14 protein-coding genes are annotated in these 17,113 nt (G+C 32.6%); 4 read left to right on the forward strand and 10 right to left on the reverse strand.

Translation table 11 applies throughout. The annotated features are described in order from the left end of the window. The first annotated feature begins 36 nt into the window (after positions 1 to 36). On the forward strand, positions 37 to 504 hold the full coding sequence (locus BUE95_RS05420; protein ID WP_073582143.1) for a thioredoxin family protein: 468 nt from the start codon (positions 37 to 39) through the stop codon (positions 502 to 504). Between the two features lie 2 nt (positions 505 to 506). On the opposite strand, the gene BUE95_RS05425 is transcribed toward BUE95_RS05420, so the two are convergent. The 3 genes from BUE95_RS05425 to surE all read right to left on the reverse strand — a co-directional run bounded on the left by BUE95_RS05425 (position 507) and on the right by surE (position 4,523). Beyond that, positions 507 to 2,519, reverse strand: a complete 2,013-nt coding sequence (locus BUE95_RS05425) for a ComEC/Rec2 family competence protein (protein WP_073582145.1) — start codon at positions 2,517 to 2,519, stop codon at positions 507 to 509. Positions 2,520 to 2,622: 103 nt separating this feature from the next. After that, positions 2,623 to 3,738 (reverse strand): lipid-A-disaccharide synthase, encoded by a 1,116-nt coding sequence (lpxB, locus tag BUE95_RS05430; RefSeq protein WP_073582147.1) that lies wholly within the window; start codon positions 3,736 to 3,738, stop codon positions 2,623 to 2,625. 17 nt (positions 3,739 to 3,755) lie between these two features. Next, the gene (gene surE / locus BUE95_RS05435) at positions 3,756 to 4,523 is read right to left on the reverse strand and encodes a 5'/3'-nucleotidase SurE (RefSeq protein ID WP_073582149.1); all 768 of its coding nucleotides are present in this window, start codon (positions 4,521 to 4,523) and stop codon (positions 3,756 to 3,758) included. A 139-nt stretch (positions 4,524 to 4,662) separates the two neighbouring features. On the opposite strand from surE, the gene BUE95_RS05440 reads away from it, so the two are divergent. Further along, positions 4,663 to 6,825 carry a carboxy terminal-processing peptidase gene (locus tag BUE95_RS05440; protein ID WP_073582151.1) on the forward strand — a complete coding sequence of 721 codons (2,163 nt, stop codon included), beginning with the start codon at positions 4,663 to 4,665 and terminating at the stop codon, positions 6,823 to 6,825. A gap of 104 nt (positions 6,826 to 6,929) precedes the next feature. On the opposite strand, the gene BUE95_RS05445 is transcribed toward BUE95_RS05440, so the two are convergent. Beyond that, the gene (locus BUE95_RS05445; protein WP_073582153.1) at positions 6,930 to 7,427 is read right to left on the reverse strand and encodes a hypothetical protein; all 498 of its coding nucleotides are present in this window, start codon (positions 7,425 to 7,427) and stop codon (positions 6,930 to 6,932) included. Between the two features lie 53 nt (positions 7,428 to 7,480). On the opposite strand from BUE95_RS05445, the gene BUE95_RS05450 reads away from it, so the two are divergent. Then, entirely contained in the window at positions 7,481 to 8,275 is a 795-nt protein-coding gene (locus tag BUE95_RS05450) for a DNA/RNA non-specific endonuclease (protein ID WP_073582155.1), read from the forward strand. Here BUE95_RS05450 and rodA read toward each other — a convergent pair whose 3' ends face one another. The 6 genes from rodA to purH form a co-directional block, all read right to left on the reverse strand. After that, complete coding sequence (gene rodA, locus BUE95_RS05455; protein WP_073582157.1) at positions 8,276 to 9,532, reverse strand: rod shape-determining protein RodA; 1,257 nt, start codon at positions 9,530 to 9,532, stop codon at positions 8,276 to 8,278. Next, positions 9,533 to 11,461: a penicillin-binding protein 2 gene (gene mrdA, locus BUE95_RS05460; RefSeq protein WP_073582159.1), complete on the reverse strand. Its 1,929-nt coding sequence runs from the start codon at positions 11,459 to 11,461 to the stop codon at positions 9,533 to 9,535. Next, positions 11,458 to 11,961: a rod shape-determining protein MreD gene (locus BUE95_RS05465; protein ID WP_073582161.1), complete on the reverse strand. Its 504-nt coding sequence runs from the start codon at positions 11,959 to 11,961 to the stop codon at positions 11,458 to 11,460. The genes mrdA and BUE95_RS05465 overlap by 4 nt, the downstream gene beginning before the upstream one ends. Continuing rightward, positions 11,962 to 12,792: a rod shape-determining protein MreC gene (gene mreC / locus BUE95_RS05470; protein WP_073582163.1), complete on the reverse strand. Its 831-nt coding sequence runs from the start codon at positions 12,790 to 12,792 to the stop codon at positions 11,962 to 11,964. Positions 12,793 to 12,800: 8 nt separating this feature from the next. Then, positions 12,801 to 13,829 carry a rod shape-determining protein gene (locus BUE95_RS05475; RefSeq protein ID WP_073582165.1) on the reverse strand — a complete coding sequence of 343 codons (1,029 nt, stop codon included), beginning with the start codon at positions 13,827 to 13,829 and terminating at the stop codon, positions 12,801 to 12,803. Between the two features lie 141 nt (positions 13,830 to 13,970). Continuing rightward, positions 13,971 to 15,503, reverse strand: a complete 1,533-nt coding sequence (gene purH, locus BUE95_RS05480; protein WP_073582167.1) for a bifunctional phosphoribosylaminoimidazolecarboxamide formyltransferase/IMP cyclohydrolase — start codon at positions 15,501 to 15,503, stop codon at positions 13,971 to 13,973. Positions 15,504 to 15,736: 233 nt separating this feature from the next. On the opposite strand from purH, the gene BUE95_RS05485 reads away from it, so the two are divergent. After that, positions 15,737 to 17,095, forward strand: a complete 1,359-nt coding sequence (locus BUE95_RS05485) for an aldehyde dehydrogenase (RefSeq protein ID WP_073582169.1) — start codon at positions 15,737 to 15,739, stop codon at positions 17,093 to 17,095. Positions 17,096 to 17,113 lie beyond the last annotated feature (18 nt).

Below are 17,113 nucleotides of genomic sequence, written 5' to 3' on the forward strand. Positions count from 1 at the left end.
TTTAATTTGTTACATTTGTTTTAATAAATTATATATATGAAGAAGATTTTACTAATAGCGTTTTTAACTTTGACGAGTATGTCAATCCAAGCGCAAGAAGAGTTAACATGGCATACTGATATGTCAAAAGCAACTGATATTTCAATTAAAGAAAATAAACCAATGTTCTTATTCTTTACAGGCTCTGATTGGTGTGGTTGGTGTATTCGTTTGCAAAAAGAAGTTTTTAAAACGCCTGAATTTACGAAATGGGCAAAAGAGAATGTTGTTTTAGTTGAGTTAGATTTCCCGAGAAGAACGCCACAAGACCAAGCAATTAAAGTTCAAAATGCTCAATTACAACAGCAATTACAAGTGAGAGGTTATCCAACGGTTTGGTTTGTAGGTGCTGCTAAAACAGATGCTGCTAAAGTGAATTTAACAGCTCTTGGGAGTACGGGTTATGTAGCTGGAGGCCCAAAAGTTTGGCTTGAAGGTGCTAATCAAATTATTAAAAAGAAATAAGATTATTTTATTTTATAGAATCCCTTTTCAGCAATCGCATGGAAAGGGATTTTTTCTTTTTTACAAGTAGCTTCCCAACGTTTAATGTTGCTTTTATAATTGACTTTATCTGCAATTATTGCTTTTGGTTTTATGTCTCGAATCAATCGAGATAGATTGATTTTAGGATTTTGAGTTAGGATAATTATATCAGGATGAATAGAGGTTTGGTAAATACCCATGCTATCAACGATTAAAATTCTTTTGCTTTGAAAAGCAATTGTATTTTGCAAGGGAAAAATTTGTATTGAATCCGAGAAGCTACCTCGGCTATAATGACTCAGGGTAGCGTTGTGGATTTCTGGGTTATCACTGAAGGCAATAATGCTATTTTGATTTTTGATTCCTATTAAAGTTGATTTTTCATTAAAAATAACTAATTCATTACTGTTACTTTCACTCCATTTTACAATGATATAACTCAATTGGAAGAGTAAAAGTGTTCCCAAAATATAGTTTACGTTTTTAGCTTTAGTATGATATAACCAATACATAAAGGCAACTATTACCAAATACAATGCAAAAGTCAGCCAACCCGAAAACGAAATATTTGTAATAATTCCGCTTTTAAATTGTGCAATCCAATGGATATAGTCGTTCATAATTTGAATGCTAAATTCTAAAATTTTCCCCATAAAAACTGCAACCGAAGGAAGTACATAATTAAAAAGTAAAATGATAATTCCAGCAATTAAAACCAAACTAGAAAGCGGAATAATAACCAAATTCGCCACTAAAAACAATAACGGTAATTGGTTAAAGTAATATAGACTTAAAGGTAAAACGCCTATTTGTGCCGCTATGGAAACTAAGATAGTATCGGTGAGATAAATCGCAATTTTATTTTCGGAAAAATAGAATTTCTTGTAAAACGGTTGGAACAAAACTATTGATAAAACGGCGGCATAACTCAATTGAAAACCAATGTCGAAAATGGCATTGGGTTTTACCAGCAAAATCAAAAAGGCAGAAATTGCTAAGGCATTATAAATGGCTTTCGGTTGATTAAAATAGTTTCCAATGCTAACAAAACTAAATAGTGTCACTGCTCTAGTTACTGATGCTGGTAAACCCGTAATTAAAGCAAACAACCATAGAATGCCCAATATGGTTAGTAATTGAATTTCAGCTCCAAAACGAATTCTTTTTAATGGTTTTAACAGGAACACCATAAAAAAGTAAATAATGGAAATATGCAATCCAGAAATTGCTAAAATGTGAATCACACCAGCATTGGAATAATCAGTAATGGTTTCTTTATCTAATTCTAATCGTTGTCCTAAAATTAAGGCGTCAATAATTGCTTTGGTTTTAGGTTCAAAATGATGAATTTCAAAACTCTTACTGAGGTTATTTCTGATGTTTTCGATGTAGTAATCAATGGTTTTGCGTGTTTGAACGATTTTAATTTGATTTTCTCGGGTGTAAATTTGATGGTAAACGTTTTGCTTTTCGAGGTATTTTGAATAATCAAATTGGTACGGATTAAATGCTTTTGGAATAGGATAGATAGGCGCTTTTAGCCAAATGTCATTTCCAGAGTGTAAAGTTTCACGATTCGTTTTTGGTACATAAAGTAATATTTTTCCAGCAACCATACTATCGTTGAAATGAGTTAGGTTTATAAAATATTTGTTGTATTTTTCATTTGGTTTTAATGTAGTTGTAACAATTCCTCGAATGGAATTGTATTCTTCAAAGGATTTTTTTGAGTAATGTTGCTTTAAATTTAAATCGGAATGTATGTGGAAATTCATCATTCCCAAGATCGAAGCCAATAAGTAAGTAATGATGCCAAAAAAAGAATTTTGAAGCAAAGCTTTTTTGCTTTTCCAAAATAGGATCCCGAAAATACCTAGACTTACCAACAATGAAATTAGAAGTGTAGTAAAACTCCAATGCAAGTAATATGCAGCAATAATTCCTATCGCAAAACATATGGTTATGGTGAGTAATGGAAATTTAAATACTTTCAAGTACTTTTGTAATTAAATGGTATTTGGATTAAGAAGGCGTAGCTTCTTAATCCAAAAATAAAAAAAATCCATTATATTTATTTCGAACCAATAAGAATTTTCTCTATTTTTTTAAAGAATTCACAATCAATTCCGCAGTCTTTTTGCTTGCGCCTTCGCCTCCTAATTTGTGTTTTAAATCGGCATAATTTTGAAATAAAACAGCACGGCTTTCCGAATTTAAAATTTTATGGAGTTCAACTTTTAAATTCTTGGTATTCAATTCTTCCTGAATCAATTCTCTAACCACTTCTTTATCCATGATTAAATTTACCAATGAGATGTACTTTAAAGTGATGATGCGTTTGGCAATCTGATACGAAATGTAACTTCCTTTATAACAAACCACTTCGGGGATATTAAATAAAGCGGTTTCTAAAGTAGCCGTTCCAGAGGTTACTAAAGCCGCATGTGAATGACTCAATAAATCATAGGTTTTATTTGAAATGAATTTTACATTATCATTTGTCAAAAATGGTTTGTAAAATGCATATTCCTGACTCGGAGCTCCAGCAATTACAAATTGATACTCTGGAAAATCTTTTGTTACCGAAAGCATAATCGAAAGCATTTTGGCAATTTCTTGTTTTCGACTTCCTGGTAATAACGCAATAATTGGTTTGTTTGACAATTGGTTGTCTTGTCTAAATTTTTCATCGGATACTTCCGTTCTACTAGCAATGGCATCAATTAACGGATGGCCAACGAAATGAACAGGAAAGTTGTGCTTTTTCTCGTAGAAGTCTTTTTCAAATGGAAGAATTACATACATAAAGTCTACATCGCGTTTGATGGCTTTGATGCGATTTTCTTTCCAAGCCCAAATTTGAGGCGAAATATAATAATGCGTCGGAATATTGCGTTCTTTCGCCCAAGTTGCAATGCGCATATTGAATCCGGGGTAATCAATAAAAATAATGGCATCAGGTTGAAATGCTTCGATGTCTTTTTTGCAGATTTTGATGTTGTTCAAAATGGTTTTTAAGTTCATGATGACTTCAATAAATCCCATAAAAGCCAATTCGCGGTAGTGTTTGACTAAGGTTCCGCCCACATTTTGCATTAAATCGCCACCCCAAAAACGAATTTCGGATGATGGATCCTTTTCATATAAAGCTTTCATCAAGTTAGCGCCATGTAAGTCGCCCGAAGCTTCTCCTGCTATAATGTAATATTTCATTTTCTAATTGTCTAATTTTATAATTCCCAAGAATTCAATTGTTGCATCGCATGATGAGCCGTTAAATCAAACTGAACTGGAACAATTGAGATGTATCCATTTTCTAAAGCCCATTCATCGGTGTCAGTTCCTTTATCTAAATTGACAAATTTTCCGGTTAACCAGTAGTATTCTTTTCCTTGAGGATTCGTTCTTTTATCAAATTCTTCTTGCCACATGGCTTTCGCTTGACGGCAAATTTTCACTCCTCTTATTTCTTCTTTAGTTAATTTTGGAAAATTAACGTTTAAAATTACACCTTCTGGCAGCCCTTTTTTTAATACTTCAGCTGCAATCTGTTTTACGTGAGGTTTGATTTGCTCGAAATCAGCATCCCAACTGTAATCTAGTAGGGAAAATCCAATGGCTGGAATTCCTTCAATTCCGGCTTCAACTGCTGCACTCATGGTGCCTGAATAAATTACATTTATGGAAGAGTTGGAACCATGATTTATTCCTGACACACACAAATCGGGTTTTCTTTTTAAGATTTCGTGAATTGCAATTTTCACACAATCAACGGGTGTTCCGCTGCAACTGTATTCTTGTTCAAGTTCTTTGTCTATTGTTACTTTCTCTAGTTTTAAGGTGTTGTTGATTGTTATTGCGTGTCCCATTGCGCTTTGTGGGCTATCTGGGGCTACAACTACTACATCGCCTAACGTTTTCATTACGTCAATCAAAGCTCGAATTCCCGGTGCAACAATACTGTCGTCGTTTGTTACAAGTATTAAAGGTCTTGGCATTTATGTCTTTTTTTGCTAAATTAGCTAAAATTTATAAATCCATTTTTTTAAAAGAAATAATTTTATAGCTTTAACAAAAAATTATAGATGATAAAGAGTTGTGGCACGATTTTTTATGTATTTTAGATAAAAATTTTTAATGAAACGAATAGGGGAATTTATGAAAAGAAATTATAAGGTTATTTTGTTTATTACTGCACTTTCTGCAGTATTGTGGAGTTTTATCCCTAATAAGAAAGTGGAGGATCCTGAAAAGGACAAACTACTTTTAGACTTGATGACCTTCGTTCTTGAAAAGGTACATTATAGTCCTATTTCATTTGATGACGATTTTTCTAAGCAAGTTTACGATAAGTATTTGGAAGGGATTGATCCAACGAAGCGTTTTTTTATTCAAAGTGATATTGCTGAATTCAGTAAGTATGAATTGCAAATTGATGACATGATTAGAAATAAAGAGTTGACTTTCTTTACGCTTACACATACTCGTTTATTAAAAAGAATGGAAGAATCAAGAGCGATTTATAAAGATATATTGTCTAAGCCTTTTGATTTTGAACAAATGGAATCTATTAATGTGGCTTATGAAAAACTACCATTTGCTCAGAATAAGAAGGAATTAGTTGAGCGATGGAGAAAACAACTTAAATTACAAGCCTTGTCTTCTGTAACTGATAAACAAAAGTTAGAAGAAGAGAAGAAAAAGACGGATCCTTCTTACCAAGTTAAATCTTTTGCTGTTATTGAAAAGGAAGTACGTGAAAGTTCATTAAAATCATTAAATGAATATTTTGATTTTATTCAATCGGAATTGGATAGAGCCGATTGGTTTTCAATGTTCCTAAATTCAATTGTGGAGCGATTTGATCCTCATACGTTTTATTTTTCTCCAGAAGACAAGGAAAAGTTTGATGTTAGTATGAGTGGTACTTTCCAAGGAATTGGAGCACGTCTTCAAAAGAAAGAATCAGGTGTTGAGGTTTCTGAATTGATATCAGGAGGACCTGCTTGGAAAGGGAAACAACTAGAGGCTGGTGACTTAATTTTAAAAGTAGGTCAAGGCAAAGAGAACCCTATCGATATTGCAGGAATGCGTTTAGATGATGTAGTTAAGAAGATAAAAGGACCAAAAGGAACTGAAGTGCGTCTTACTGTGAAAAAAGTTGACGGTTCTATTCAAGTCATTTCGATTATCAGAGATGAAGTAGAAACAGAAGAGACTTTTGCTAAATCATCTATCGTTGAGAAAGATGGGAAAAAGTTTGGAATTATTTATTTGCCTAAATTTTATATTAGTTTTGAAAATAAGCAAAATAGAGATGCTTTTAAAGATGTAGCAATGGAGATAGAGCGTTTGAAAGCTCAAAACATTGACGGAATTGTTATGGATCTTCGAGATAATGGAGGAGGGTCTTTAGAAACGGTTGTTAAAATGGTAGGACTTTTTATTCCTGAAGGACCTGTTGTTCAAGTTAAAGCTCCAGGTAGAAATCCTGAGGTTTTACCTGATTTAGATAAGAAAGTGCAGTATGATGGTCCTTTAGTAGTAATGATAAACAATTTTTCTGCTTCTGCTTCTGAAATATTTGCTGCAGCTATTCAAGATTATAACAGAGGTATCGTGGTTGGAAGTAAGCATTCTTATGGAAAAGGAACCGTTCAAAATGTTATCGATTTAAATCAGTTTATAAAAGGTAATGAATTTGGAGATTTAGGAGCATTGAAGACTACGATTCAAAAGTTTTACCGAATTAATGGTGGTTCAACACAAAGAGAAGGTGTAAAGAGTGATATTGTTTTTCCAGATCGATTTACTTATTTAGATATGGGGGAGCGTGATGAGGAAAGTGCGTTGCCATGGGATCGTATTGCTCCCGTGAAATTTGAGCCTTTATTTGGCGATTTTAAAGATGTCATTGACAATAGTAGAAAAAGAATAGCTTCAAATAGTATTTTTACTTTGATTGATCAAAATGCAAAATGGATTTATGAAAGAAAGGATCAAAATGTTTATAGTCTTAATATTAATGAATTTAAAGAAAAAGAGCGTTTAGATGAAAATAAACTAAAGCGTTTTAAGCCAATTTCTGAGTACAATAATAATTTGACTTTTTCTTCATTACCTTATGAAATTGAACTTTTTGATAAAGATCCTGTTTTGAAAGAAAAAAGAGATCGTTGGCATGAAGATTTACAGAAAGATATTTATATTACAGAAACTTTGAATGTTATTTCTGAGATGAAATCTCTTAATAAGGCTAAATTAGCTACCTCAAGGTATAATTCAAAGTATAGAAATTAAATTGCCAAAAAAAAGGGGTTTTTGCCCCCCTTTTTTTGGGTCATATGGATTATAAGAGTGACATGTAACAAAAAAGAGGCAATTGCCTCTTTTTTGTTATTATATTATTCTAATTTTTTTAATTTTTCTTCGGCTTCCAAAAGGTCTTCTTGTAATTCAATTTTTTGTGTTTCGAGTTTTAAAATTTTTGCCTTCCATTTTAATTCCTCTTTTTCTTCTAATTTTCCTTTTAGTTTTTCGAGTTTTTTATTTTCTTTTTCTAATTTATCTTTATTAGAATTTATTCTCTTTTTGGCTTTCTCAACATTCTTTTTGGCTTTTTCTCTGTTCGCAATTATTTTTTCGGCTTTTTTTACTTCTCTCTGTGCTTCCTTTTGAGCTTTTTTAGCTTCTTTTACTGTTTTTTGTCGGTCACTTTCTGTTTTCTTAAGCTCTTTAAGCGCTTCTTTTTCTTGTTTTATTCTATCCTTCTCTTCTTTTTGTCTTTCTTTAATAAGACGCTCTTGTTTGTTTTTAATGCTATCGCTTGTTCTTTCTTGTGCTACTGTGAATGTGCTTTGTATGCAAAGTAAGCTTATTAATAGTAAAAATTTTATTTTCATGATTTCAACTTTAAGGGTTATATTTACAAAGATAACTAAAAATAATAGGTAGTATGGTAAAGATGCTCATTTCAATATTTTTATTAGTGTTTGTTTCTTCTTGTATTGATTTGCCAAAAGATGAAGAAAAAGTACTTGATAGTTCGATTTCTAATGAGGAAGTTGATATAGTATCAAATCAGTTTTATTATTTTCCTACTTCAACTACACAAGCGGTTTATGAGCGTAAGAGTTTTGTTTTTTCATACTCGGAAGAACATGAGCAAAGTGAATGGGTAGCCTATTTTTTGACTCCATCAGACTTTAAAAAAGGTACTTATGATCGTCCTTTTTTTATTGAAGACCCACTAGTGAAAACGGTATCCGCTGATTGGAGGAATTATAAAAAATCTGGATATGATAAAGGTCATTTATGTCCTGCTGGTGATAGAAAATCGAGTTATGATAGCTTTAAAGAAACCTTTTACACTTCTAATATAACGCCGCAAAAACGAGCGTTTAATTCAGGTATATGGAATCGTTTAGAAGAAAAAACAAGGTATTGGGCTGAAAAATATAATGGTATTTATGTGGTTACAGGTGGTGTTTTAAGTGATAATTTGAAAACTATAGGAAAGGAAAAGGTTTCTGTTCCAAATTATTTTTATAAGGTTCTCATGACTAAAGATAAATCAAAAATGATTGCTTTTCTTATACCTCATGAAGATTCTAAACTTCCTTTGTATGAATATGTAGTCACTGTAAATGAAGTCGAAAAAATTACAGGAATTGATTTTTTTCCAAGATTAGAAGATACCATAGAAAATGCTTTGGAATCTAAAAATGATTATAAAATCTGGAGTTTTTAATTACCATTCATTTACTTTATTGGCGTCTAGTTTTATAAAGATAAAAAGAAGTATAGTGAACGACCAAAGACTAGAGCCGCCATATGAGAAAAATGGAAGAGGAACTCCAATCGTTGGGAATAGTTTAATCAACATTGCTATATTTACAAAAAAATGAGTAAACAGATACGTTGCGACACAATAGCCATAGATTCTGCTAAATTTCGTTTTTTGGTTTTCCGCTAAATATAAAATCCTTAGGAAAAGAAGTGTAAAAAGAAGAATGACAACAAAACTCCCTATAAAGCCCCATTCTTCTCCAACTGTTGTAAAAATATAGTCGGTATGTTGTTCTGGTACAAAGCCTCCTTTTGTTTGCGTTCCTTCTAAATACCCTTTTCCTGTAAGTCCTCCAGAACCTATTGCAATCATAGATTGGTTAAGATTATAACCTTCTCTTTTCAAGTCTACATCGTTTCCTAAAAGCACATTGATTCTGTCTTTCTGATGCGGTTCTAAAACCGAATCGTAAACATAACTTACGGAATACGTATAAGAAGCTATTATTCCAAATATAAGGGAATAAATTATAGGGTTACGACTTATTTTTTTGTTAAATAAATAGTGAATAATCATGAAGATTAAAACAGCACTAATTATAAAAATGGGTTGTATAAGTAACGAAGCAAAAAATAAAACGATGGCTAAGATTCCTGATATAAAATACCAACTTGGTAAACCTTCTCTGTTTAAAACAAAAATTAATGATAGAAAAATCATGGCACTTCCGGCATCCGGTTGTAAGAGAATTAAAAATACAGGAAGTATAACTATGCCTAAACTAACTATTTGATGCTTGAATTTTTGGATGTTAACTTGTGAGAAACTTAAGTATTTTGCTAATAATAGAGCAGTTGCTATTTTGACAAATTCTGAGGGTTGAAAACCAAATCCTCCAAATTGATACCAGTTGGTTTGTCCCTTTTTTGTTACGCCAAATACGAAAAGCCCTAGTAATAAGATTATTCCTAATCCGTAAAAAACAAAGGATAGGCGTTCGAAAATTTTTGCATCCGTGAATAAGACTACTAAGATTAAAGGAATCGCTAAACCTATAAATAAAAATTGGCGACCGTAAATTTGTGAAATATCGAAAATTGAAGTTTCTTCTATGGGTAATGAGGCAGAATAGATTGTCATCCATCCCATTATAACCAACAAGGTATAGAGTAAAATGGTTAACCAATCGATGCTGTTTCCTATGTTTTGATTTTTCATTTATGCGTTTTCTTCTTCTTTTCTAGCTTCGCCTATTTTGTTTTTAATATTTGATATTGTGTCTTTTTTAATTTTTCTCTCAGGTGTGCGTTGAAAAATGATATTTTCAATTTTCTCATACTCGTCTTCAATACTTCCGTTAAGCATTCGTGTTTCTAAATCTTTTCTTGAAATTTTTCCATTTACATACTTTTCCACTAATAACGTGGCGATTGGCCCAGCCCATCTACTTCCCCAATAACCGTTCTCAATAAAAACAGCTATGGCGATTGTAGGATTTTCTTTAGGTGCAAAAGCAACAAAAATAGAGTGATCTTTCAATTGATATGTTTTACCAGCTACTCGAATTTTATTTTCGGCGGTTCCAGTTTTACCACAAATTTCTAAACCCTCTACTTTTAATGTTGAGGCAGTTCCAACGTTATAAACATCTGCCAATCCTTGAATCATAGCAGGAAAGTGTTCTTTTGCTATTGTTGTATAATGTTTTGTAGTGTATTTTTTATCTAATGCTTGTCCTTTAATTTTTTTTACAATGTGAGGTGTATAGTAATATCCTCTATTGGCTACTGCCGCCATCATGTTTGCCAATTGTAATGGGGACGTTAGCACTTCTCCTTGGCCAATTGAATTTGAGATAATATAGGAACTTCTTATTGGAGCTCCATTATACATTCTTTCGTAGGTTTTAGAAGTAGGAACTAATCCTTTTGCACCAATGGGCATGTCAGTTCCTAGGAATTGTCCTAATCCAAAACTTTTTACGTGATTGGCCCAATTGTCAACACTAAAATAAGAATCTTTGTATTTTTCTATTGTTCTCTTATATGCGTTTCCAAAATAACTATTACAAGACTTATACGTTCCATTATTTAGTTGTAATGTGTGTAATCCACAATGACATTTCATAAAACGGCCAAAGTTGGCTCCACCATTACAATAAAAAGTGCTGTTTAAATCGATAACTTCTTCTTGTAACCCAATTAGACCTGTGATGATTTTAAATGGAGATCCAGGAGGGTAAGTAGCTTGAAGACCTCTGTCATAAAGGGGTTTCGAAATGGAATCATTATACAAAGCGGTATAATTCTTAGAACGTTGTCTTCCTACTAAAAGCGAAGGATCGTAAGTAGGTGCAGAAACTAGTGCTAAAATCTCTCCCGTTTTAGGTTCTATAGCAACAATTCCTCCTCTTTTGTTAACCATTAACTCCGTGCCATACTTTTGTAACTCATGGTCTATTGTTAACGTTAAGTCTTTTCCTTGTTGGGCAATAGTATCGAAAGCACCATCTTTATAAGGCCCTATTATTTTGTTGTGTTTGTCTCTTAAAAGGTATTTAACCCCTTTTACCCCTCGAAGAATTTCTTCGTATTGTTGTTCAACACCTTGTTTTCCAATTAAATCTCCTGGGTTGTAGTAAGGATTTTTTTCTATTATAGCTTCATTCACCTGAGTGATAAAGCCAAAAATGTTAGCACAATCCTTAACTTGATAGTCTCGTAAAGCTCTTTTTTGGGTGTAAAATCCTTCAAATTTTCTTTCTTTTTCTTGAAATGCAGCATATTCAGCTTTGTTTAGTTGTGCCAAAAAAACAGAAGGGAGTCTTGGGCTGTAAACATTCGCTTTTTCAAGTTTATTAATAAAATAATCTTTTGTTATATTTAATAGTTTACAAAACTCTGTTGTATCAATATTTTTTATTTCTCTCGGTATAACCATAATGTCATACGAGGGTTGATTGGCTACTAATAATTTTCCATTTCGATCGTATATATAACCTCTTTCAGGAAAATCAAAAACTTTCTTAATAGCATTGTTTTCTGCTTTCAGTTTTAATGTTTCATCAATAACTTGAAGATAAAATATTTTAGCAATTAAAACAATGGCACTCAGTATAATTACAGAAGGTAGAATAATTTTTCTCATCGTTTATTTGGTTTTATTAAATAAATAATAAGCAAACAAATAATAAACGTAAAAATAGTACTAAGTAGTGTGCGATATAAAATTATTAGAAACAAATCGATTCTAAAGATTTCCAATGTAAAAAGGATAAAGTGGTGAATTAAAATCGCTAGAAATAAAAGTGTCGCTCTTTCAGGGGTTATTTTATCAGCGATTTTAACAGTTTGATATTCATAACTTAATCCAAAAGCAAATCGAAATAAAGCAGGACGAATATAGGCCAATAAAATAGCAGCTGTTGTGTGAACACCACCTGAATTAGAAAACATATCTATGAAAATTCCCAAAGCAAAACTACCTAATAATAAAAATGACTTATTGCTATTAACAGGGTATAAAAGAATAAATAAAATATAAGGATAGGGATTGACAAAACCAAACAAGTTGATGTTGTTGAATAGTAGTATTTGTAATGCAATAAACATTACAAAGCGAATAGTATTTGAAATGGAATTGTTCACTTATCGTTTTGTTGGTGTTGTTGCGTTTTCTAATGCTTGTTTTTGTTCTTTCTTTTTGTTTTCGATTATGTAGACATAACCTAATGAAGTCATGTCGTTAAACAAACGAATATTGATAGTGTAGTAATTTGTTTTTTTATCAATAAAAATTCTATCGATTTTTCCAATTGGAATGTTTTCTGGAAAGATCGTCGAGTTTCCCCCAGTTACAATCGAATCCCCTTTTTTAATTGATGCCAATCTAGGAACGTCAATAAGTTGGGCATATCCAACGTTTTTACCATCCCATACTAAGGAACCAAAATGATACGAATTTTTAATTTTGGCATTGATTTTTGATTTTGTGTTGAGTATGCTTTGAATAGTGGCAAAATCGGCTGAAGTTTTCTCAACTAAACCAATGACTCCATTATCATTAATAACTCCCATGTCAGTTTTGAGTCCAGAATTTTTACCAGCATTAATTGTGATATAATTTTCTCTTTTGTTAAAAGAATTCTTCACTACTTTAGCCACCACAACATTGTAATTGTTTAAGTCGCTTCTAAAAAGAGTTTTAGAAGTTAGTAAGGTGTCTTTTTTATTAAAAAGCAATTCTTTTAATAAAGCATTTTCGGTAGCTAACTCTTTATTTTTTTCTTTTAGACTCAAATATTCATTTGCTTCATTAATCTTTTCATATATTGAACCAGAAATAATATTGGCTGAATTTACATACTCACTCCTATGATAAGAATGAGATTTTACTGTAAGATATAATGAAATACCTAAAAGCAGCAAAAACAGCAATCTGTAGCTGTTTTTAATGATAAAATTAATTATTTGCTGCATCTATTTTTTTATTTTATAAGTATTCCCTTGTATTTCAGGATATTTTTTAAAGCCATTCCTGTTCCTCTAACTACAGCTCTTAATGGGTCTTCGGCAATGTAGACAGGTAAATCCGTTTTTAATGAGATTCTTTTGTCTAACCCTCTCAACATCGAACCTCCACCAGCAAGATAAATACCAGTATTATAAATATCTGCTGCTAGTTCTGGGGGTGTTTGCGATAAGGTTTCCATTACGGCATCCTCTATGCGTTGTATCGATTTGTCTAATGCTTTAGCTATCTCTCTATGCGAAACATCCACCTGTTTTGGTTTTCCAGTTAGTAAGTCTCTACCTTGAACGGACATATCTTCAGGTGCATTATCTAAATCTTCCATGGCAGCACCTATTTGAATTTTTATTTTTTCAGCTGTTGTTTCTCCAACAAATAAATTGTGTTGGGTTCTCATGTAGTAAATAATGTCATTTGTAAAAACATCACCCGCAATTTTAACCGATTTATCACACACAATTCCGCCAAGTGCTATTACTGCAATTTCTGTAGTTCCACCACCTATATCAACAATCATGTTTCCTTTAGGCTGCATAATGTCTAAACCAATACCGATTGCAGCAGCCATTGGTTCGTGAATTAGATATACTTCTTTTCCATTTACGCGTTCACATGATTCTTTAACCGCACGCATTTCCACTTCTGTGATACCTGATGGGATACAAACTACCATTCGTAATGCAGGAGTAAAAAGTTTCTTTTTAAGTGCTGGTATGCTTTTTATGAACATCTTTATCATTTGTTCAGAAGCATCAAAATCAGCAATTACACCATCTTTTAAAGGACGAATGGTCTTAATGTTTTCATGAGTTTTACCTTGCATCATGTTGGCTTCCTTTCCAACGGCGATTATTTTTCCAGTGATGCGATCACGGGCAACAATAGACGGACTATCAATGACAACTTTATCGTTGTGAATTATCAAAGTGTTAGCGGTACCAAGGTCAATTGCGATATCCTCGGTCATGAAATCAAAAAATCCCATAAGTAAATGAAGGGTTTAGTTTTGTAAAATTGTGTTCGACTAGCAAAACTAATAAAATTATCTGGAATAATTTCAAATAAAAACGCATTAAAATAATTTATTTTAACGCGTTTTTAAATATTTTTTAGAAGTATTTTGTTGTTAATGCTTGAAATGTCTAATTCCTGTAAAAACCATAGCCATATTATTGTTGTTGCAATAGGTAATACTTAATTCATCTTTGATTGAACCACCTGGTTGAATTACCGCAGTAATGCCGGCTTTGTTCGCGATTTCAACACAGTCTGGGAAAGGGAAGAACGCATCGCTTGCCATAACTGCTCCAGTTAAATCAAATTCAAATGAGGTTGCTTTTTCAATAGCTTGTCTTAAAGCATCCACTCTTGAAGTTTGTCCGGTTCCAGATGCGCAAAGTTGTTTGTTTTTAGCAAATACAATGGTGTTTGATTTGGTGTGTTTACAAATTTTTGATGCAAATAATAAATCTTCAATTTCTTCTGCTGTTGGAACCGCGGTTGTAACCGTTTTTAAATGGTCTTTTGAATCGGTAACATTGTCTTTGTCTTGCACTAAAACACCGTTTAAACAAGTGCGAACAGTTGTTTGTGGTAATTCGACATCATTCAAAATTAAGATAATTCTATTTTTCTTTTCTTCTAAAATGTCAATTGCTTCTGGGTCATATGCAGGAGCGATAACAACTTCACAGAACAGTTGATTGATCTCATTCGCTGTAGCAACATCAATTTTTCCATTCGCAATTAAAACACCTCCGAATGCTGAAGTTGGGTCACCTGCTAGAGCATCTAAATATGCTTCTTTCATCGTATTTCTTGTGGCTAAACCACAAGCGTTATTGTGTTTTAAAATCGCAAAAGTTGGGTTGTCGTTTTTGAATTCGTTCATTAAATTTACTGCTGCATCCACGTCTAGTAAATTGTTGTAAGACAATTCTTTTCCGTGCACTTTGGTAAACATTTTATCGAAATCGCCATAGAAAAATCCTTTTTGGTGTGGATTTTCGCCATAACGTAATACATTTCCGTTTTGCTCGCTGATTTTTAAAACCGGTTCTTCAAAAACTTGATTGAAGTAGTTAAAAATAGCCGAATCATAGTGTGAAGAAACGTTAAAAGCTCTTGAAGCTAATAATTTTCTGTTTTCTAAAGTGGTAGCACCATTGTTATCTGTATAAAATTTCAAAAATGAGGCATATTGCTCAACTGAAGGGACAATTACCGTGTCTTTGAAGTTTTTAGCAGCAGCTCTAATTAAAGAAATGCCACCGATGTCGATTTTCTCGATAATATCTTGTTCGCTAGCGCCAGAAGCAACTGTTTTTTCAAACGGATATAAATCCACAATCACTAAATCGATTTGCGGAATGTTGAATTCTTTCATTTGTGCCACATCACCTGCATGGTCTTGACGGTTTAAAATACCACCGAAGATTTTTGGGTGCAATGTTTTTACTCTTCCGCCTAAGATTTCAGGAAATGCCGTAATATCTTCTACAGCGACAACAGGAATGCCTAAATCTTTAATAAAAGTTTCGGTTCCGCCGGTTGAATAAATGGTTACATTGTTTTGGTGAAGGGCTTTAACAATAGGTTCTAAACCGTTTTTGTCAAATACAGAAATCAATGCCGAAGCAATTTTTTTTGTTGTGTTCATGGTGTTGTGTTGTTGTATCTGAATAAGTCTCAGATAAGTGTTGTTGTTTTCGTGGTGCAAAAGTAGTTATACTTCTTAAAACTTTCAAGTATAAAAGAGATGAATTTTTGAAATAGAAAATTTTGTTTTGTATGAAGACGATTCTTACAATTGAAAAAACAGAATTTTAGAAAGTGTAATTGGAATAAGTATTGAAATTATTCTGTATTTTTAAGAATCTAAATTAAATCGTTATGAAAACTGTTTTCCAAAATCAAAAAATCTTTTTTAATTCGAATGCAAGCAAGTCGATTTCCTTTAGAAAACAGCAACTCAAAAAATTAAAAGAGGTTTTAAAAGCAAACGAAGACTCTTTCTTTGAAGCAATTTACCTTGATTTTAAAAAATCAAAATTTGAAACGTATACAACTGAATTAAGTTTGTTGTATTCCGAAATAAATACCGCACTTTCCAAGTTGTCTTCTTGGTCAAAAAAGCAAAAAGTTCGCTCGAATTTAGCTAATTTTCCCGCTCAATCTTACATTGTTCCTGAACCATTGGGAACCGTTTTAATTATTGGTGCATGGAATTATCCGTTCCAATTGTCTATTGCTCCCGCCATTGCGGCTTTGGCTGCTGGAAATACTGTAATTTTAAAGCCTAGTGAAATTGCAGTTCACTCGAGCGCTATTATGGCTAAAATCATAAATGAGTCTTTTGATGCTTCTGTTTTTTTTGTTCAAGAAGGCGGTGTTTCTGAAACGACATCTCTTTTAGAATTGCCTTTCGATAAAATTTTCTTTACTGGGAGTACAAAGGTTGGGAAAATTGTTTATGAAGCGGCGGCAAAAAATCTAGTTCCGATTACTTTAGAATTGGGCGGAAAAAGTCCAACGTTTGTTTGCCAAGATGCTGATTTGAAAATGACAGCAAAACGTATGGTTTGGGCTAAATTTTTAAACGCCGGACAAACTTGTATTGCGCCCGATTATGTCTTAGTTGACGAAACTGTCAAGGAATCTTTCTTGAAAGCGGTAGTTAAAGAAGTTGAACAAGCTGATTATGCTTTGGTTAATGGAAACTATGTTCAAATTATAAATGATAATCATCTTCAACGTTTAGAAAAATTAATCGATCGGAATAAATTGTATTTTGGTGGAAAAATAGATGCCTCAGAACGGGTAATTTATCCCACCATTTTAGACAATTGCTCATTTGAGGATATGGTAATGCAAGAAGAAATTTTTGGTCCTATTTTACCAGTTATTTCCTATTCCAATCTTGATGTAGCGATAGCGAAAGTAAAAGAGAGGGAAAAACCTTTATCTTGTTATGTTTTTACAAATTCTAGTGACATAAAAAATAAAATTCAAAGTGAAGTTTCATTTGGTGGTGGCGCCATAAACGATGCCATTATGCACATTTCAAACGATAAATTGCCTTTTGGTGGTGTAGGAGCCAGCGGAATGGGAAGCTATCACGGAAAATTTGGATTCGACACGTTTTCTCATTTCAAAGGCATTTTAAATAAACCAACTTGGTTGGAATTTAATTTCAAATATGCGCCTTATACGGATTGGAAACAGAAAATTATTAAAATGTTGTTGGGGTAAAATTGATTTAAATGGAAT

The sequence above is a fragment of the Flavobacterium cucumis genome (assembly GCF_900148835.1).
GTDB lineage: Bacteria > Bacteroidota > Bacteroidia > Flavobacteriales > Flavobacteriaceae > Flavobacterium > Flavobacterium cucumis.